This is a genomic window from Nocardia sp. NPDC127579, from assembly GCF_042672005.1.
GTDB lineage: Bacteria > Actinomycetota > Actinomycetes > Mycobacteriales > Mycobacteriaceae > Nocardia.
The window spans coordinates 61909-79810 of the sequence record NZ_JBHXVZ010000001.1; the positions used below are offsets into that span (position 1 = coordinate 61909).

Genomic DNA, 17902 nt, shown 5'->3' on the forward strand with positions numbered 1-17902 from the left:
TCCTAGGTTCGCCCCCGAGGCGGCGCGGGGCGCCACGATTCGGGGTATGAGTTGTCCGGCTGTGCCGGCGGGGTGGGCGAGGCTCCCGGCCTCAAGCCCTCGACCGGCCGATCACTCGGCGGCGGGGGCGGTGCGGCGCTGGACGGGTACCGTGCCGCGAGGCGCGCGGCGCGTGCGTCCAGCTCTTCCGGGGTGCCGGACCCCAGCAAGTCGTAATCCTCTTCGGGGATGCCGTGTTTGGCTGCGGCCCGCAGGACGTTCAGCTCGTCCTGGCGTTCGGCCGCAGCCTTCTCGGCGGCGTCGGCGCGTTCGGTTGCGCGCTGCACTTCGGTCTTGGCCGCCTCCTGTGCGGCGTTGTGCGCCTCGACTATCGGCTCGGCCTCGCGGTACTTGGTGCGCCAGCTGGCGTTCTCGCGGCGCAGTTCCGCGATCTCGGCAGCGGCGGATTCCGGAGTCCAATCCTTCTTCGGCTTCGGCGGGTCGGCCTGATTCACGGGGGCCGCCGGTTCGGTCGGCGTGACGGGCGGGTCCGTAGGGGTGGTCGCGCCGATGCTCGATGGGGTACCGCCTCCGTCGCCACCAGCACCGACGATGACGGGGCCGACCGGGTTGTCGCTCATTCTGTTGCCCTCCTGGGGCTTCGGGCCGCCGCCAGGGCGGCCGGTGGGTTGTCCTTGATGGCGGCGCGGAAAGCGCGCAGTGCCGCACCGCCGGTCAAGCCTTCGGTTGCCGTGGCCCAGAGCTGCTCGACCTCTTCGCCGAGCGCAGGGTTCTTCGCGATCCGCTGGAACGCGCGGTTGAAGTTCTTCCGCGCTACCTCGTCTAGGTCAGCCGCCGCGGCGCTAGCCGCGATCCAGAGGCGTTCCAGGCGTTCGAACTCTTCGCGGCCTTCCCAGTCAGCGCCGCGGCGGACGAGCACGGCCTCGCAGTCGCAGTGGTCGTGGTACTTCTCGCCGAGCGCGCGGCTTCCACGGCGTCGGCCGCCGCGGCCGACGACCGACAGCGCCGACTTGTCCGATTTGTAGACCGGTCCCCGGCTCGCGAGCATTGCGCAGAACGCACAGTTCTCGTCGCCGGAAAGCACGCGGGCCCAGCCGACCTCTTCCTCGGCGCCGAGGGCCGCGTTGATCACCGCGTCTCGGCCGGCCTGCGCCGCGTGACGTGCCAGGGTCGCCGAGAGGCGCTCGGCCACTTCGACGACCACGCGCGGGTCGTTGCGGTTTTCCAGGGTCGGCGCGGTCACCCGCGCGCGAGATCGTCGGCGAGACTGTGGATCCAGTTCGCTCGGTGCCGCCACATGTCCGCTCGGCCGCTCGGCGACCTCAGGCGCGGTCACCCGCGCTCGGGTCGTCGGCTCCTCGGCCCGCCGCTCAGGCTCCGGCTCGTGCGCTGGCGTGGGCCGCCGTGGCGATATGGCGCGCTCGATCGCCGCCTCGACTGCGTCGAGCGGGTACGGGTCAGGTTCAGGGATCCGGATATCCGGATCGAACTCGCGGATGGATCGCGCGGCGCGGTCGTGGCTGCGGCGGCGGGCCGAGGCGACCTCGCGGTGCAGTCGCCGCGCCATCTGCTGACGCTGCTCGGGCGTGATGGGCACGCCGTCGGATCGCATGCGGCGCAGGATGATCCGGGCGAGCCTGGCGCCGAGCAGCTTGTGCAGCAGCCGCAGGGCGGTGGAGAGCATTTAGAGCTCGATCAGGCGATCGGCTTGCTCAGCGCGTGCGTTGCGCGCCCGCTCGACCTTCTCTTTGCCCCAGCCCGGGATGTCTTCCCAGATGATCTCGGGCGGGATGTCGAGCATCGTCGCGAGCTTGCCGAGGCCGTCGACGGTCTGAGCGAAGCTTCGCGCCGTGGTGTCTTCCCAGACCACCTCGGCGGCGAAGTCCGCAGCGGACACGCTGTCTCCGGCGATGTGTGCCGCGGTGCGCAGCGTCTGCTCGTGGGATTCACCGAGGGACGTCTGAATTTCGGATGCCTTGCGGTCCTTGCCCGCTTCCAGCGCGGCCAGCGAGGCCTCGCTGATGTTCGAGATCCCGGACAACCCCAGTTGCTGTGCGGGTACCTGGCCGATCGCCGCGGCGTCGCGCAGCGCCGACTCCTTGGACTTGACGTAGTTCTCCAAGTTGGTGGCGTCGAACTCGCCCGCCTTGGTGTTCGAGTCCTTGAAAAACCATGTGTCGGAAACGGTTTGGCGGAGCGCCTCGGTTTGATCCTTCGGAAGCCAGCCCATGATGTAGCGCTGCTTGAACGCCGAGTAGTACTGGGCGACCAGCATTTGATAGGTGGTCTCGTTGATCCGCTGCTGGATGCTCAGCAGCGGCTCGATGATGCCGAACTGCTCTTCGCCGTCCAGCAGCACCCTGTCGCGGTAGCGCACCACCGGGCACACGCCGACGTCGTGGCGGCGGGCCTCGATCCACTCGAAGTTGCTGGCGGCGATGTAGGTCGGGTCACGCCAGCCCAGCCCGGATTGCGGGACGTTCTTCACGCTGACGAAATGCACCGCCTGCTCGTCGTAGAGGCGGATCATCGCGCCTTTCATCTCGAGCGCCATGATCGGCCATGCATCATCGACCGGGCCGCCGTAACGGGGATCCCATTCCAGCGGCTCGGCGTAGAGCGCGGTCATCTGCCGGGGTGAGACGCCGCGGATGTAGACCGGTGTCTCGTTGCCTTCGGTCGCGTCCGAGGGGCGAAGCGAGGGCAGCACGGTCGCGTATGCCGCGCCGTAATGCAGTGCCGAGCGGTGGATGCCGGTCTGGCCGGCGCCCATCCGGTTGCGCTGCCACCACTTCCACGGCCCGGACGGCGTTCCGGTCCGGCGCTGCGTGAGTTCGTTGACGGTGACGGCGGTCAGGTAATTGCCGACCTTCATGGCCTGGCCGTATACATCCAAGATCAAGGGCAAAAAGTTGGTCTGCGACTTGGTGGCGAGACCGACCAATGACGCGAGTGCGCCCTGCACCTGCGAGGAAGTGATGCCGCGGATCTCCAGCGCGCGCACCGCCGCCTCGGGCGAGAGCCATGGCTTGAGCGCCGCATCGAGCAGATCCAGCCGCGGCTGTTCGTAGGCGCGCGGGCCCTGCAACATGGTGCGGACGGCGTCGATAGCCTGTGCCCTATTCACCGATCACCGCCTCTCTCACAGGAAGAACGCCTCGTTCGCGCCTTCGGGATTGGCGATCAGCCACATCTTCCGCATCAACCGCGCACCGACCATGGCAACCGCGGCGTCGACCTTCTTCGCTGAGCCTCGTGCGGATTTGCCGAGGCCGATGCCGTACTTTCCGGGGCGCCGTCGCGCGTTGTGCACGTGCGCGCGGAGCCGCTTGTGTCCGTCGTGCCGGAACGCGCCGTCCTTGATGTCGGTCACGGTGCGCTCGGCGTGCTCGGTGTGCAGCGCGGCGTGCCGCGGGGCGCGCATGTCCCAAATGATCGGGTGCTGCCGGTCACCGGACTTCACCGCGGGTAGCCGCCAGTCCTGGATGGTCGCCCACTCGTCACACAGCGGCTCCCAGAACAGCTCGCCGCTCTCGTCGTCTCGAGCGTCGGACGGGTCGCACCAGAGTCCGAAGACATCCCAGCGGGCGCACGCCCACCGCACTCGCCCGTCGACGTCGGCGCGGTCGACCAGCCACGCACGCTTGCTGTCGTAATTCGCTGGGCGCTCCCAGATCCCGGCCGTCCACACGTCGCCGGTGTCGAGTCGGCAGCCGATCAGCGCGGTCGAGTCGTCGGACTTCGACCCGTCGAGGAACAGGAAGACCTCGGTGCCGTCGGCGGGCACAGGAGAGGGCGGGTTGCCGAGCCGGTCCCACAGCTGCGGCGTGGTCCAGGCATCGGCGGTGGCAACGACCTGGTTGTACCACTTGCGGCGAGACTCCGAGGGCGGGTTCGCCGGGTTCAGGATCGACTTCACGATGCGACCGCCAGGGCGGGTGTCGAGCCAGTAGCTATCACCCGCAATGGACTTCACGACCGCGGGTGCGTCCTCGGCGGTGAGCGGTGCTTCCGGCGGTGCTTCGAGCGAGTCGTACAGCAGGCCGAACTCCATCGCAGTGGCGTCCTCGCCTTGGGTCGCCTCGTACGCCTCGCGGACCCGCTCGCCGACCGAATCCTCGCCGGGCCGGTACGCGTTGCAGATGTCGAGGATCCGCGCGGCGCCGCCTTCGGACTTGGCGGCGTTGCCCTCAAGCGCGCCTGCCATGTCGTGGCCGCCGTTCGACGAGTTCCAGTTCTGCGTCTCGGCCCGGATCACCTGCGTCGGGCGGCCGCCCTCGATCGCCATCGGCGAGCTGGTCACCGCTTCGATCTGGCGAGTGTCGCCGAGCCCGTACACGTTGAGCTTGCCGATCTGGATTCCGTAGTGCCGCCGCGTCTCCGCTGGGATCAAGCTGGGGAACAGCTTCATCGTGTTCTTGGTCTGCTCCTGCGAGACGGCGATGATCTGCACCCAGGCGTTCGGCTCCTCGCGGCCGACCGGGCGCTCGCCGTCCCAGTGGTCGAAGGCGACCTCGGCGAAGCATGCCGCGCTGCTCAGACACGCCGCGATCGGGTCCTTGCCCCAGCCCTTCAGCCGCTGCAGCACCGAGCTGTGGAACAGCCAGTCGCCCTGCTCGTCGATCGCGAAGTACCAGAGCACGAACCGGGTTTGCTCCGGCGTGAACTGCCAGGGCGCGCCCCGCTTGTCCTGCAACCACTTCCCGCACCACGCCAGCACTCGCCAGCCGAGCGTGCGCTCGGGCAGTACCCAGCCGTTATCCCACTGCCAGACCGGGCCCACCTTGACCGGCTCGTATTCGAGATCGACAGGCGGGGCGGTCGTTTCGAGCTGATCCTCGTACCAGCGGATGATCTCAGCGAACTCGGATTCAGCGGTCGTGATGAGGGCGGGGCCAGCGTTACGCGCTCTTGCCACGGGTCGACCAGCGCGCGTTGGCCGCGGCGCGCGCCGCGGTGCTCCGGCACTCCTTCTCGGCCTCGCCGCCATCGGCATCGGGAAGCTTCAGCTGCCGCAGCAGCGCGGCCAACGCGGCGCGGTGCTGGCGCAGTTCGGTTACCAGCGGGTTGACCACTTGCTGCCCCGTCGAGCCGGGGATCATCAGCGAGTCCTTGCTCAGCGCCGACTCGAGCGCGTCGATCAGGTCAACCTCGCGCGCGGCTTCACGCAGCACGCGCAGTTCGTCAGGACGCAGGTCCCACCGGCCAACGATGTCGGTCCACAGCTTCCGGCCGCTGGGCTTTAGCCCTTGTGGCGGTCTGGATTTCGATGCCATTTGACCTCCAGGGTCCAGACCGCCACCAGGACGGCTGACACTTACAGAAATACGTCTGCGCCACTGACCAGCGGCTACGCTGTCGGTTTGTGGACACTGTCAGCGGCTGGGTCGAACTGTTTGGCGCTGGGGTAACAGCTGGAGGCCTCGTGTTCGCCTGGAATCGGGCCTCGAACCGACGGCTTCGCGGGATTGTGTGGGAGGGCGCTCAGGAGTTCTGGCAGAACCTTGCCCGCGCGCAGCAGATCGTCAAAGTCGACGCTCTCGCCGATGACTCAATATCGTCAACAGATTCGTCTGATGTCGAGGTGCATCCCATTAAGTTCGATGACAACAAACCACTCGCTGAGCAAGTTGCTGATCATTTGACAGCAGTAGGCGCTGACCTGCAGCGACATCGGGTACGGATCGAAAAGCTCGTTGCGGCCCAGCAGGCTCAGGCGGACAGTTCCCGCCACGCCATCGAGCAGGCGGTTTCGGCCGTTCAAACACACACCATACGAGCAACATTCTGTGACCTGAGCATCGCACTCGCGGGAATCAGCATCACCATGCTCGGCATCTTTCTAGGCCTCGTTTGCTAGGGCCTACACATTGACGAACGGCACAACGGGCGAGCTGGAAAAATGCCGAGAACGACGCACGCATGGTCGGAGGTGCTATGCGTACCGCCGTCCGCTGGCCCGATCGAGGGTCATCCCCCACCCCCGTGGGTGCGCCACGGCAGTCGTCCAGGATGCTCTTCCGGCTCGCGGTAGCGGCTCCGCTTGGCTCGGCCGACCGCTGCTTCGCCCTGGGTCTTGGTGTTGTGGCACGCAGTGCACAGCACTCGGAGGTTGCTGTCTTCATCGCAGCCGTCACCCTTGACGTTCTGGATATGGTCAACCTCGTGACCTGGCTGGCCACACTGCTGGCAGGTGTGGCGGTCTCGCCGCCGGATCCGAGCAGCCTGCCCTCGTTGCACACCGCGGTAGCGGTCAGGCTCGCGAGACCAGGCCATCGAGACTGCGCTGCTGCACGCCCGCAGCAATTCGGCCATCGTGCAAGGCATTCCGTGCGCTACGTCGGCGACGAAATCCTCGGGGTGGCGAGTCAGGTAGCCCAGATGTCGGCATGCCGGAAGGCTCGGTGGTCATGGCCGCTCTGGTACTGGCGATGGAACCTGACGGGGGACATCCGGAAAGTACTTCACTGCAACAACTTTGAGCTTCAACTCATCTCGGACTGCCTCAAGGAAGTTCTCGAATGCATCGCGCGCCGGAATCCGAAGGCGATACCAATCCTCGATCCGATGCGCCCCATCTTGGGCATCGTAGAAGAGTTCGGTCATTGCAAGGTCGAGCTCTCTCGCCGCCTCGACCACCGCTGGAGATCCATGCAGCCAAACCGCCGAATAGGCATCGTCCCAACTGCTGTCGGCCCGCACCCGATCGACCTTCTCTGCGAACAGCTCGTCGCCTGGAGCGGTCAACGCGACGGCCCTGATTCCCTCGGTGGTCTTGCGAAAGACCTCCGCCATTCGCTGGTAACTGGCCGTCATCTGGTCGCGGCGCCAACGAGCCGCTTCGGATCGAACATCCCAAAACCGCCCGATGATGATCCCCAATGTCGCCGCCACCGCAGCCGCCATCGCCGCTGTCATGAATCCCCCGTAGTCTGCACCGTTGCTGGGCTTGTACCTGGGTCCATTCTCATTGATCTGGCGGTCTTCGCCAAGAACCTGGGCCGGTCACCGACCGAATTCCAGCGCCTCGTCAGTGCTTGGTGAGATGCTGTGAGCGTGACGCCGTGGCTCCCGCTGATCAGTTCTCTCGTCATCGCTTCGGTGACGCTCATCGGCATTCGAATCAACAATCAGACGAATCGCGCTGCCATTGCCGCCGCCGACGTGCGCGAGTTCCGAAAGTGGCAGCGAGAGACTGTCCTTCGGCAGTGCGCCGAGGCTCTCGAAACCGCTCACGTCGCGCACGACGAGTTCCACAACATCTGGACCCGGCTATCCAAACCGAGCATCGCTGAACTCAGAGGCGAAACAGACGAGTTCTACCGGAAGCTGCTGCTATCCGCCACAACGCTTGAGATGCTCGACGCACCCGGTGTTTCTCGAGTATGCCGTGAACTACGTGACCAGATCGGCGAGACCCAGTCCGCCTCGTGGTACGTACTGGATCATCCGGAACTAGACTACGACGACCCGCATCTGGACGAGCTCGAGGAGAACGTGGACCAGCTAGATGCTCTCGTCGGCCGCCTGGCGGCAGTGGCACATGAAGAATTCCAGCGGCTTGCTCGTGCCGCTCGCCTCGAGCAAGCAACGCCCATCAGAAGACGTTTCCTCCATGTCCGCCGCGCTGCCGACTAAGCGCCGGACGCGCCGGTTGTCGCGATCCCTCGCCCCGCCGGTTATTGCACAGCATGCAGTAGCAGGCCCGCCTTGGAACCGCCGCGTACCCGCGCATTGCGAATGATTGACGGCGAGATTCTGCGCGCAGCACACACAACCAACAGCGCGCCCGCCACGATGCCGCGCCAGCAGAGTCCTTTCAATGCGGGTTCGCCATACTCAGCTAGGGCCGCTGAGTGGTGGAGCAGTCAGCGACAGCCGGCGGTGTCGCACACCGGTCCTCCGTCATGGATCCATTCCCACTCGCCCTGGGGGCTACGGCGGGCTTTCTTGTACTGTTTGAGCGCGGCGCCGCAGCGGGGGCACGGCTGGTCTAGCAGGTCATCGACCTTGGTATGTTTCATGCATCAAGCCTATAAGTGCTCGACGTGTCTCGCTTTCCCAACTCGATCCACCGCACCTGGGTGCCCGCCCGTCGGATTCGGGTCTGGCCGGACAGCCTGCGACGGCTGCTACCTCGGGCGGCCCGCAACGGCTCAACTGGCACGCTCAGGGCTGCCCTAGTTCTCGGTTTCGATGGTGACAGTTTCCTCGGGGGCGAATGTTGATTCTTTGAGGCTGAAACCTTTGCCGAACTGGACAAGCACGATGTCGCCATCAGGGACGACGGTGGCGCTCGTGAGAACACCCTGGCCCAGAACGTAGCTACCGATGTGGTTCGGCAGCTGATCTGCGCGTACCTGTCTCTGAATCATGCGACACCCTTTCTCATATGGACGGCTCGGTTGCCACCACACACGAATAACCGGGAACGGATCCACGCTACCCCGGCTTCCAGGGAGAAAAGGCCAGCGACATGCGAAAACCGGTACTGTCGCCGACATTTGGGGTCGGGTTGTCAGTACCGGCTTCGAGGTGCCATCCACGATAGCACCTGATCACGGCACGTTCGATCTTGCAGCGCTGTTCGACGCTGCGACAGGCTCGCGGCACGCCAGGTCGAGCGCATCACCCACTCGGTAGACCGGTACCGCGCCGGGCTCGTGCAGGTCGGTGATGCGGACGCCGACACGACCGCGGATGAGCCAGGCTCGGCGCGTGAGGCGCTGCTCGGCGGCCCAGCGGTACCCGGTACGGCGTGCGATCGGTGAGCCGACGGCCGCGCAAGCGCGCAGCAATTCCGGCATGGTGCACAGCATTTCGCGGGCCGCGGCGGCGGCCTGGTCTTCGAGGTGGCGGACCTCGTGCTGTTGGCGGCAGCGCGGACAGCGAACCCATGCCGCATCAGGCTCGGCGGAAAGGTTCGCAGCGCACTTGGTTTGGTCGGCGAGCAAGTTCGGGCAGCGACCGAGATAGCGCTGATCGGCGCGACGGTCGACAGTGCGGCGCAGGCGTGCGACGGCGCCGACGATGTCGTTGTAGGTTTCCTCGGCGGCGTCGAGCTGGCGGAGCTCGTGCGGGTGGCTGGCCAGCCACACCGCGAGTCGTTCGTCGAGCTGTACAGGTGCAATGAGCTGTGCCGAGGTCCGCCGACTGAACCGGGCTTCGCGCACAGGCTTTCCGCCGCTGAGCCGGTGCTCGACGACGAGCGCGGGCACCGCGGCCGCCATGCTGGTGACCCGGGCGTTGGCGGCCAGGACCGCGAGGGAGCGGGCCTCCATGGGGATCTCGACGCCGAGGTGCTCGGCCAGCACTCGCGCCCATCCGTGCAGTGCGGTCGACAGTGCGGTCGTGTCCCGTTCACCGAGCAGGCGGACACCGCGGCCGCGGTGCTCGCTCGCGGTGTCCTTGATCGGCAGCGGCGCCTCGGCGGATCGTCCGCCGGTCCGTCCGGCGTCGAGGCGAGCTTGCCCGCTGCGTGCGGTTTCGAGGTCGGCGAGCAGGCCGGGCACGGCCAGCAGCTCGGCGACGAGGGTCTCGCCGCACTGCTCACACAACGTGAGCCGGTCGCCGACCAGGCGCGTGCAGACGCCACATGAGGTGCTCACAGCCGCCTCCGAATCGCGTCCCACCACCGACGCGGCGCAGGGGTGCCCGGCTGAAGCGTGGTGACGGCTTCGGCGTCGAGCAGGCGTGGTGGTGGTCCGGGCCGCTCGTCGATGGTCGGGTTGCCGCGGCGGCGGGTGAATTCGTCGTAGGGGTCGTACCAGGGCATTGCTCAGCTCTCCTCGGGTCGATGGCCGACCAGCAGGGCCGCGAGGTCGCGCAGCGTCAACGTGACCCATTGGTCGCCGGGTTCGCTGACGCCGTGGCGCTTGTGCACGACGACGGCAGCGAGGGCGTCGTCGTTGCCGCGTTCGATCTCGGCCTCGGCCGCCCATCCGGCGAGATCGAGCCGGGTGACGTTCTTGCACTCGATGACGATGCGTCCGCCGCCGGGCGCGCGAACGCCGGCGATGTCGCCGCGGTCTCGGGCGCCGGTGCGGGCGCGGCGTTCGATCCGGTCGTCGTCGAGTGCCTCGGCGAGGTAGCGGGCGACAGCGGTCTCGTGGCGAGTCCCAGCGGCTCTGGCGCTGGCACGGGACCGGCTCATCGGATCGCCTCCGAGGTAATGAGCTGTTTCGCGGCCAGGACACGACGCGGGTGCAGGATCCGGGTCTCACGCCAGCCGTCCGCGTGATCGAGCCGCACACAAGGGTTTCCGGCTGTTGCGGGGCAGTCGGGGCAGTCGACCCGTGCGAGGGCGAAGGTGTGCAGGGCCTGTTCGTCTTGGCTGCGCTGTGCCCGCGGTGGCCGGTGCAGCGGGATCACGTTGCTGGCCATCAGTCCACCGCCTTGCGGTCGGCGAGTGCACGCACCAAGCGCATGACCTCGGCGCGGCGCGACGGCCCTGCGGGTGGTGCGGGAAGTGCTGGGATTCCGGCCTTTTCGCGTTCGGCTCGGTCGCGGCGGATGTCGCGGGCGTGGCGGATCAGGTGCACGGGCATGGCGCGGTCGGCGGACTCGCAGTAGTGGCGGGTGACGGCGTCGAGCAGATCCGCGAGGGTGAGGTCGTAGCGGCTGAACGCTTCGGCCCACCCGGTAGCCAGCGCGGGGTCCGGGCGGCTGAATACCGGGTCGTAGCAAGCGCATTTCGCCAGAACCCGGGTTGCTTCGGCAGGGGTCATCACTGGATCGCTCTCTGCTCGTGCGGGTTCGGGTCGAGTTGCGCTCCCAGTTCGAGCCAGCCACGGGCTTTCGTGGTGGCAGCGCCGTCGACGGCGGGCCCGTACGGTCTGGCTCGGTTGCGGACCACCTCCGAGACCAGCGACGGCAGCGCGCCGGGCCCGAGTTTGGGTTTGTCCAGCCACAGCGTGAGTGCCTGGCGTACATCGGATTCCGGGGTGCCGGAGTGCAGCAGGGCACCGGCGCGGATGGCTAGATCGGTGCGGGTGGCGTGCGGGTGCTCGCCAGGAACGGTCTCGCGCACCAGTTTCCAGCCCTGGGCGTCGATGGCCGGGCCGCGCGGCTGCTCCTGATTCTCGGGCGCGCTGGTTACGTGAGATTGCCGCTCGGGGTGCGTCGTTGTTTCTTTCGGGTCGGGACGGGTCGGGTCGGGGTTATGCGCACGATCGTCGAACGTGCGCGCTGGTTCGTGCGAACGTTCGCCGCCGGTGTCGTGGTCGTTCGCGCGAACATCCGCGTCACGGTCGCCACGTTTGGCTGCGCGTGCGCGCTGCATTCGCTGTTTGGCCTCGGTGCGGCGCTGTTCGGTCGCGGCCTTGGACGGTTGGCGTTCGTCCCATTCGTGGAACCGGTATCCGCCGTCCACGCGATGCCACAGGCCGGCCTCGACGAGTCGTTTGGCCTCGGCCGGTTTACCGAGCGAGGAGATCATGTGCGCGGGAACGAATCCGTCGGTGAGCATCTGCGAGCACCACGAACCCGCCCGCACCCACAGGCCCATGGCCGCGTTGCCCGCGGCGATGGTCTTGCCGTGGAAGGCGAGGTTGTCATCGACCTTGAACCAGGGCACCTATCCCACCTCGTCGTTGACCGCCGCAGCGAGGGCCTGCACGTGCCCGTGGCGGACGTAATCGGCGCCGTGGCGGCCGTCGACCAGGTAGCCGCGCGCATACGCCATCGCTCCTGCCCAGCTGCGCCAATGCTGAACCGACCACCAACGCTGAAAGGTGCGCTCGCGCACCAGCTCGACCAGATCCTCACCCCAGCGACAGACCGCGTCCGGGCTGGAGAGGCCGTACCACTCGGACAGATCGGCGACCGAGCGCAACGGATTCCCGGCGGGCAACGCGGTGATCGGGTCGCCCTCGGCCGCGGCCCACCATGTCGGAATCCCTGGGATGGGCCGCTGCCCTGCGACGCCGTAGCCCGACGCGGTCGGCGCTCCCGGGCAGCCGGAACCGCTGGGGCGGGCAGGGTCTGCGATCAGGGCACAGCCGAGCACCTCGAGGTCGGGCAAGACCCCCGTGCTGATCTCGGCCGCGAGGTCACCAGCGATACCGGCTCCCTGGCTGTATCCGGCGATCACCACCAGCTCGGGCGTGGCGCGAATCGCGGTGATCAGCGCCGCGCGGCCGAGCTCCCGCGACCGCCCGTAGGGCATCGGGTCGCCGTAGGCAGCCGGGTAGGCGACGATCCTGGGCCGGAACCTGGCCGGGTCGAGGGCGGCCATGAACGCCTCGCTGACACCGTCACCGCCGCGCGGGTGGCCTGTGCCGGGCAGGACGAGAACCTCGATCACTGCTCGCCCCCTTCGGCCGCGGCTGGCTGGGCGAGGAACGTGATCAGCTGGGACGCTTCGGCATGGGTGAGTTCTTTCGAACTGGTGAACTCGCGGCCGAACTGCTCGGTCAGGTAGGCGAGCTTGTCGGCACGCTCGGTGACGCCGTGCTCGTCGAGCAGGATCGCCAGCTTCTGGTGTTGTGCCACAACGCTCATCGCGGCCACGTCGGTGACAGGCGGCTCGTCGCCGGGCAGCGGCGGCTCGTCACCGGCGGGCTCTGCCACCGGCGCGGCCGCGGCTTTCGGTTCGGCGGACCGACGGGGCTTGCGCTTGCGCTGTACGGTCTCCGGCGCCGGAGTCGGTGGCGTATCCAACCGTTGCGCACTGGCCTGGATCGGCGCGACGGCCTGCTCGTCGACGCCGTCCTCGATTTCGTCGACGGTGGGCAGACCGGAGATGGCGTCGGCGAACTTGCGGCGGCACAACCGCGACGACGCGCGGGCGACGAGCTTGTCCTCGGCGTAGCCGCCGAGGTTGATGCCCGCAGTCTTGGCTTGGGCGGCGCTGAAAGCCACTCGGGTCCAGTCGGATTCGTCGCGGCGGCGGCCCTCGATCACGCATCGGGTGTCGGAGGTTTCGACGAACCGGATCTCGTGCCCGGCGCGCATCGCCTGGGCGCGCATGAGTTCGGCGGACTGGCCGGGCTTGCCCTTGACGATGTGGATGTGACGCAGCGCGGTCATGGGCGGGATACCCATCTCGCGGCCGGTCAGGATCGCCGCGGCGACCGCGGCCGGTTTGCGGCGCATCGCTTCGGGCACGAACTCGGTCTCGGCGATGTAATCCGACAGGCGAACGATGTTGGAGAATGCGGAGAACCAGCCGTCGAGCTCGACGTTCGGTTCGACCGGTGCTGGGGCGGCGGGGGCGGTGTAGTGCTCGATCTGGGTCACAGGGTGGGCCTTTCGTAGACGACGCGGGCGATCTCGCCGTCGGCGTCGGGTGGGTCGATGGGGGCGCCGATCAGCGCGGGCGATTCGTCGACGAACGCCGCGATCTGCTGGACGTAGCGGAAGGTCCGCAACTGCGCCTGGTCGGCGGTGACCGGGACCAGCGAAAACCCGTCCGCGCGAACGTGAACGACCCCGGCGCGTTCGACCGGGATCATGGGTTGCTCGGCGCCGTCGGCGTCGAGATAGACATCGGCATGCCGGTAAGCGGCCAGCTGCAACGCGGTCTCGCCGTACACACCGGAGCGGTTGGTCTTGATGTCCAGCAGCCACCGCACCGGATCGGTCTCACCGGGCATGACCAGGTCAGCGATCAGGTCGGCGGTGCCCGCGTAGCCGAATCGGTACGAGGCGACGACGAACTCGATCAGCACGGGCTCGGCGTCGAACAGGTCCAGGAACCGCACGTACGATTCGACGTGCCCACGTAGTTCCTCGGGAACCGACACCGTGTCACCGCGCACGAGCTGCTCGGCGAGCGCGTGTACCTGGGTGCCGCGGTTGGCCGCGGCGTCGCGTTCCTCGTAGCGGGCCTTGCGCAGTTTGTTCAACCGGGCAGCGACCGCGAGGTCGCCGAGGGTCTCCCAGTTGTTCACCGCGTAGTCCGCGGTCGCGTTCGCGGCCCAGTCGATGAGTGCCTTCTTCGGCACGCCGGCGCCGAGAATGGTGGTCACACCGGGCATTCGGGTGCCGGCACCGTCGACGTAGTAGTGCGAGCGTCCGGCCGACTTGCGCCGGATCGGCGCGACGAACGCCGTCATGACGCCGATCTCGCTCCCGCCGACTGCACCCTGCACTCGACGATCGCGGCGGCGCGATCGGTGAGCGCGCCGGCCGGGCCGTCGTAGTCGACCCACGCGGCCAGGCACATCAGGATCTGGGCCATCCGTTCCGGATCACGCACGCAGTGCGCAGCCAGGCGCCGGTACAGCTCCAACGGTCCGATCTCGCGCACCGCTTCGCACAACTCCAGCGCCGCGGCCCCGAGCTGGTCGTGATCGGTGTAGCGCGCCATCACCACACCCCCGCTCGGGCATCGACGGCGCGGTCGTGCGGCCGATCCCCCTCGGCGCCGTCATCGATGCCTCCGGGCGGCTCGGCAGCCGACTCGCTGAACAGGTCGAGCAGACGCCGCCCGACCATCCGGGCGTCGACCATCACGCCGGGCGGATACGCCGCGAGCACCTTGGCCTCGGCACGGAACTCATCAAGGAGCGCCTGGGAGCGGTCGGCGAATTCCTCCTGTCCGGCCCACTCGAGATCCTGTGCCAGACTGGCTATTCCGACCGGATGGCAGCCATACAGACCAGCGTGCCCGGCGCTCATCGGCGGCCACCCATCAGCACCCAAGCCAGGACCATGCCCGCAACCAACCAGGTTCCGAACGCGACGAGCGGGTAAATCCAGGCGATCATGCGGCGCCCCGATTCGCAGCGCACTCACGGTCGATCTGCCGCTCGCTGGGTAGCGAACGCACATAGCCCGCAAGGGATTCGGCGTCGATCAGGATCGTCGAGCCGAAGTAGCGGGCGGCGATCTTGGCCTCGCGGACCAGGCGACGCAGCGAGGGCTCGCTGATTCCCGTCGCTTCGAACGCCTGGCGGACGTTGTACGAGATCTGTTGTGGCTGATCGAACTTCGCACTCATGCCGCGTGTTCTCCCGCCGCGCGGGTCACGCCCTCATAGTGGCGGTTCCACACCTGGTCGAACAACGGCCGGTCGGCTTCCGTATAGGCGAATACCTCGCGTACGGTGCCGTTCGGTAGCTCCTGGAACGCCTTCTGCGGCGCGTCGCCGTGCTCGGCAATGTACAGGCCCTTCAACCGCTTGCCGAAGCCGGATGCCTTGGCCGCGATCATGTCCGAGGCCAGGCCGCGGCCCTTGAGGTAGTCGCTGACGTACAGCGGGACATCCCGGGGCGCGATCTCCGGCAGCTCGCCGAGGCCGCGAGCGAGCACCGCACGAGCCTTGGCCTCGAGGTGCTTCGGGTCGATGATGCCGCGGAGGGCGGCGATCAGATTGGCCTGCGCGATCGCCCGAACCACGAGGGCGTCGAGCTGATCGACCGTGGCGCCGGGATTGATGGCTCCGCCGTCGTTGAAGTAGGCGTCGAGTGCGTCGGCCGCCTCACGCTGGAATGCCTGGATCGTCGGCCGAGCGTCGTCGGCGACGCGGTTCTCGTCGATCGTGGCCAGCCACATGCTGATCGTGCGGCGGTCGATCATCGCCATCTCGCGCGACTTCCCATCGCTGGCAACCGTGTTGCTGATCGACACGGTTGCCCAGGACTTGGTTCGCAGCTTTTGCAGCTGTGCCGAGTAAGCGATGCCCAGGGCCTCGCACATGGGCCGAAGTGCAGCGAAAGGCTTGCCGCCGAGGGTGGTCGCGAGCAGAGTTTGGTCGGTCCCGGGGATGGGGATCCTCACGAGACTGTTCGCCATCGAACTGCTGTTCGCGGCTACCGGCAGGTTATGGTCGGACATGCTTCAGCCCTCTTGTGGTGGTTGGAGTGTGGAAATGACGGGGCCCGGGTGTTCTTGGTCGGATGGCCGGGTTCCGTCTTCTTTGTCGATGGGTGCTACGTCGGGTGGCTTGCCGTCGGCACGAGGCCCGTGACGCGGCTGGTACTGCGTGTCCAGTGAGCCCAGCGGCAATCCGAAGGCGAGCTCGAGCGCGCCTAGCATCTCCGTGCTCGCTCCGCGGTGCCCGTTCTCGATGGCCGACAGAGTGCCGCGGGTGTAGCGGTGCCCGGTTTCCTCCTCGATGCGATCTCGCAGCCCATCCAGGGTGACACCGACAACGCCCCTCAGATGCTTGAGCGAAACGTACGGTGGTTGCACGGCCTGCCGAGCCAGGGTCAAATCCTTACTTTGGGTTGATCTTGGGGACACGCCGCCGAGCGTAAAGCAAACCTTGGGACCAGGCAAGGCAGCCTTGGGCAAACTTGCTCTCGGAAGTTCCGCTGATTTCCCTTCTCTTTCCCTTTGATTCCCCATGTTCTCCACTGGCGTGATCTGAAATACCCCTCCTGTCCTGCGACTTTCTGGAAAAGGTTTGGGTTTGCCCAACTCTTGGGTAAGTTCCAAGATATGGAAGCAAACATGGCCAGGCTGGGGCAGGCCGTGAAGAGCCGACGACTGGAGCTCGGCCTCACCCAGCAAGAGGTGGCGCAGGCCGGTGGCCCGTCAGACACCACACAAACGGGCATCGAGAAGGGCGTAGCGAAGTCGGTCAGCCCTTCCACTCTCCGGAAACTCGACGCCGCTCTCGGGTGGGCAGTTGGCAGCTCGAAGGAAATCCTCGACGGCGGAGAGCCCACGACACTCCGGCACGCACCCATCGAGCAAGATCAGCGGGTCACACTGAGCGATACCGGACACGAACTACTCATCAGCCGCCTGTGGGACCAGGCTGCAAACATTCGGGACGGCATGGAACAAGACCCCGAGCGCACGGCCGTGTTAGCAGGAGAACTGGCCCAAGGGATTCATGCGAGCTGGGCGACGGCGACCAAGGCGCTAGAACTTGGAGCACCCCCCGCAGACGTGGAACGATTTGCGCAAGCCGGGTTCACCTTGCTGATCCGATCCGGCTTGCTGTTCTACATCGAGCCAGAGATCGACTTGATGCAAACGATTCTGGATGAGTACCGCGAGGTCCAAGCTCGAATCGAAAAGGCTGGCGCCACCACTCCAGGCCCAGCAACACCATCCGCGGCTGCTCCGGAACGACAGGAGCCGAAACGATCCGACAGCACGGCCCGTATGCAGTCCCGAGCGGCGCCGCCAGGTGCGACGCGCCCCCGGCGAGCCGAACAAAGCGGAAATATCGCCCGGCCCCGTCGCCGTGTAATCAACAAAGCCACGCCGATGCCACGCTGGAACCCGCAGAACGAACTGGCAGCGTACGAGCCCGACGAGGACTGAACGCCGAGATCGGACTGCGACGAGCCACACCCTAGCAATCCCTATCGCACATATGTTTGAATCTGGCGAATGGGGACAGCAGCCTCGGGAATGCGTGAGCGGTGGCATCCGTGGCGCCACCTCGGACGGGAATACCCACACATCGGCGTCAGCTGCCTTGAGCTACTGCCAGGCAGAAAGCGTGCGTCATGGACGAGTGACGGCATCTATCTCGACCGCCGCCTAGGCCAAGCCGAGCGCCGGTGCGCGCTCACCCACGAGATAGTTCACCTCGAGCGCGGCCCCGTCCCACCTCAACCGCAACTGGCTGCGCGCGAAGAGCGACGAGTCAGCATCATTGCCGCCGAGCGGTTGATACCCCTGCCCGATCTCACCGCGGCGCTGATGTGGGTGTCCTTGGAAGATCCCCGCGAACTCGCCGAGGAGCTATGGGTCGACGTGCCAACTCTACGAATTCGGCTGCGCCACATTGCAAGTACGGACCTTCAGCACATCAACGCGGAATTGGCACGACGACGGCCATGGAACATCGTGAACGCCTGAAACTCGCTAACCCGCTAGCACATACTCAGCCTCGAACGCTTGAGCGAAGGTTGTCGTACCCATATAGCAGTATGTCTGTGTCCCGGAAGCACCTGGGGCACCTCGCCGCACGGGCGAGAGTCTGCAATGAAAGACG

Annotated in this window: 25 protein-coding genes; 4 read left to right on the forward strand and 21 right to left on the reverse strand. The window is 66.9% G+C overall.

The annotated features are described in order from the left end of the window. Window positions 1–2: 2 nt before the first annotated feature. The 5 genes from ACFVMC_RS00355 to ACFVMC_RS00375 are packed head-to-tail and all read right to left on the reverse strand — an operon-like array spanning window position 3 to window position 5276. Entirely contained in the window at window positions 3–620 is a 618-nt protein-coding gene (locus ACFVMC_RS00355; protein WP_379205624.1) for a hypothetical protein, read from the reverse strand. Continuing rightward, window positions 617–1684 carry a hypothetical protein gene (locus tag ACFVMC_RS00360; protein ID WP_379205625.1) on the reverse strand — a complete coding sequence of 356 codons (1068 nt, stop codon included), beginning with the start codon at window positions 1682–1684 and terminating at the stop codon, window positions 617–619. Before ACFVMC_RS00360 ends, ACFVMC_RS00355 begins: the two co-directional genes overlap by 4 nt. Then, the gene (locus ACFVMC_RS00365; RefSeq protein ID WP_379205626.1) at window positions 1685–3127 is read right to left on the reverse strand and encodes a phage portal protein; all 1443 of its coding nucleotides are present in this window, start codon (window positions 3125–3127) and stop codon (window positions 1685–1687) included. Between the two features lie 15 nt (window positions 3128–3142). Then, window positions 3143–4918 carry a hypothetical protein gene (locus ACFVMC_RS00370; protein WP_379205627.1) on the reverse strand — a complete coding sequence of 592 codons (1776 nt, stop codon included), beginning with the start codon at window positions 4916–4918 and terminating at the stop codon, window positions 3143–3145. Further along, window positions 4902–5276: a hypothetical protein gene (locus ACFVMC_RS00375; protein WP_379205628.1), complete on the reverse strand. Its 375-nt coding sequence runs from the start codon at window positions 5274–5276 to the stop codon at window positions 4902–4904. The genes ACFVMC_RS00370 and ACFVMC_RS00375 overlap by 17 nt, the downstream gene beginning before the upstream one ends. Before the next feature lie 89 nt (window positions 5277–5365). Between ACFVMC_RS00375 and ACFVMC_RS00380 the strand changes: the two genes are divergently transcribed. Next, a complete protein-coding gene (locus ACFVMC_RS00380) occupies window positions 5366–5860 on the forward strand; it encodes a hypothetical protein (protein WP_379205629.1) in 495 nt (164 codons plus the stop codon). Window positions 5861–5970: 110 nt separating this feature from the next. On the opposite strand, the gene ACFVMC_RS00385 is transcribed toward ACFVMC_RS00380, so the two are convergent. Beyond that, window positions 5971–6327 carry an HNH endonuclease gene (locus ACFVMC_RS00385; RefSeq protein WP_379205630.1) on the reverse strand — a complete coding sequence of 119 codons (357 nt, stop codon included), beginning with the start codon at window positions 6325–6327 and terminating at the stop codon, window positions 5971–5973. 81 nt (window positions 6328–6408) lie between these two features. After that, complete coding sequence (locus ACFVMC_RS00390; RefSeq protein ID WP_379205631.1) at window positions 6409–6918, reverse strand: hypothetical protein; 510 nt, start codon at window positions 6916–6918, stop codon at window positions 6409–6411. Between the two features lie 138 nt (window positions 6919–7056). Here ACFVMC_RS00390 and ACFVMC_RS00395 point away from each other — a divergent pair, with 138 nt between their 5' ends. Continuing rightward, entirely contained in the window at window positions 7057–7638 is a 582-nt protein-coding gene (locus tag ACFVMC_RS00395; RefSeq protein ID WP_379205632.1) for a hypothetical protein, read from the forward strand. A gap of 542 nt (window positions 7639–8180) precedes the next feature. Here the strand turns inward: ACFVMC_RS00395 and ACFVMC_RS00400 are convergent. The 14 genes from ACFVMC_RS00400 to ACFVMC_RS00465 form a co-directional block, all read right to left on the reverse strand. Continuing rightward, window positions 8181–8375, reverse strand: a complete 195-nt coding sequence (locus ACFVMC_RS00400) for a hypothetical protein (protein WP_379205633.1) — start codon at window positions 8373–8375, stop codon at window positions 8181–8183. A 183-nt stretch (window positions 8376–8558) separates the two neighbouring features. Next, window positions 8559–9608: a hypothetical protein gene (locus ACFVMC_RS00405; RefSeq protein WP_379205634.1), complete on the reverse strand. Its 1050-nt coding sequence runs from the start codon at window positions 9606–9608 to the stop codon at window positions 8559–8561. Next, on the reverse strand, window positions 9605–9775 hold the full coding sequence (locus tag ACFVMC_RS00410) for a hypothetical protein (protein ID WP_379205635.1): 171 nt from the start codon (window positions 9773–9775) through the stop codon (window positions 9605–9607). The genes ACFVMC_RS00405 and ACFVMC_RS00410 overlap by 4 nt, the downstream gene beginning before the upstream one ends. A gap of 3 nt (window positions 9776–9778) precedes the next feature. Continuing rightward, window positions 9779–10153 carry a hypothetical protein gene (locus tag ACFVMC_RS00415; RefSeq protein ID WP_379205636.1) on the reverse strand — a complete coding sequence of 125 codons (375 nt, stop codon included), beginning with the start codon at window positions 10151–10153 and terminating at the stop codon, window positions 9779–9781. Continuing rightward, window positions 10150–10383, reverse strand: a complete 234-nt coding sequence (locus ACFVMC_RS00420) for a hypothetical protein (protein WP_379205637.1) — start codon at window positions 10381–10383, stop codon at window positions 10150–10152. Before ACFVMC_RS00420 ends, ACFVMC_RS00415 begins: the two co-directional genes overlap by 4 nt. Then, window positions 10383–10727 carry a hypothetical protein gene (locus ACFVMC_RS00425; RefSeq protein WP_379205638.1) on the reverse strand — a complete coding sequence of 115 codons (345 nt, stop codon included), beginning with the start codon at window positions 10725–10727 and terminating at the stop codon, window positions 10383–10385. Before ACFVMC_RS00425 ends, ACFVMC_RS00420 begins: the two co-directional genes overlap by 1 nt. Further along, the gene (locus ACFVMC_RS00430; RefSeq protein WP_379205639.1) at window positions 10727–11575 is read right to left on the reverse strand and encodes a hypothetical protein; all 849 of its coding nucleotides are present in this window, start codon (window positions 11573–11575) and stop codon (window positions 10727–10729) included. The genes ACFVMC_RS00425 and ACFVMC_RS00430 overlap by 1 nt, the downstream gene beginning before the upstream one ends. Beyond that, entirely contained in the window at window positions 11576–12304 is a 729-nt protein-coding gene (locus ACFVMC_RS00435) for a hypothetical protein (protein WP_379205640.1), read from the reverse strand. Continuing rightward, complete coding sequence (locus ACFVMC_RS00440) at window positions 12301–13239, reverse strand: hypothetical protein (protein ID WP_379205641.1); 939 nt, start codon at window positions 13237–13239, stop codon at window positions 12301–12303. The genes ACFVMC_RS00435 and ACFVMC_RS00440 overlap by 4 nt, the downstream gene beginning before the upstream one ends. Beyond that, window positions 13236–14057, reverse strand: a complete 822-nt coding sequence (locus ACFVMC_RS00445) for a hypothetical protein (RefSeq protein WP_379205642.1) — start codon at window positions 14055–14057, stop codon at window positions 13236–13238. The genes ACFVMC_RS00440 and ACFVMC_RS00445 overlap by 4 nt, the downstream gene beginning before the upstream one ends. Continuing rightward, on the reverse strand, window positions 14054–14311 hold the full coding sequence (locus tag ACFVMC_RS00450) for a hypothetical protein (protein WP_379205643.1): 258 nt from the start codon (window positions 14309–14311) through the stop codon (window positions 14054–14056). The genes ACFVMC_RS00445 and ACFVMC_RS00450 overlap by 4 nt, the downstream gene beginning before the upstream one ends. After that, a complete protein-coding gene (locus ACFVMC_RS00455) occupies window positions 14311–14622 on the reverse strand; it encodes a hypothetical protein (protein ID WP_379205644.1) in 312 nt (103 codons plus the stop codon). The genes ACFVMC_RS00450 and ACFVMC_RS00455 overlap by 1 nt, the downstream gene beginning before the upstream one ends. A gap of 85 nt (window positions 14623–14707) precedes the next feature. Then, window positions 14708–14944 (reverse strand): hypothetical protein, encoded by a 237-nt coding sequence (locus ACFVMC_RS00460; RefSeq protein WP_379205645.1) that lies wholly within the window; start codon window positions 14942–14944, stop codon window positions 14708–14710. Beyond that, on the reverse strand, window positions 14941–15780 hold the full coding sequence (locus tag ACFVMC_RS00465; RefSeq protein ID WP_379205646.1) for a phage antirepressor N-terminal domain-containing protein: 840 nt from the start codon (window positions 15778–15780) through the stop codon (window positions 14941–14943). Before ACFVMC_RS00465 ends, ACFVMC_RS00460 begins: the two co-directional genes overlap by 4 nt. 606 nt (window positions 15781–16386) lie before the next feature. Here ACFVMC_RS00465 and ACFVMC_RS00470 point away from each other — a divergent pair. Both ACFVMC_RS00470 and ACFVMC_RS00475 read left to right on the forward strand, forming a co-directional pair. Beyond that, window positions 16387–17223: a helix-turn-helix domain-containing protein gene (locus tag ACFVMC_RS00470; protein WP_379205647.1), complete on the forward strand. Its 837-nt coding sequence runs from the start codon at window positions 16387–16389 to the stop codon at window positions 17221–17223. A gap of 69 nt (window positions 17224–17292) precedes the next feature. Then, window positions 17293–17766 (forward strand): ImmA/IrrE family metallo-endopeptidase, encoded by a 474-nt coding sequence (locus ACFVMC_RS00475; protein WP_379205648.1) that lies wholly within the window; start codon window positions 17293–17295, stop codon window positions 17764–17766. The last annotated feature ends 136 nt before the right edge of the window (window positions 17767–17902 follow it).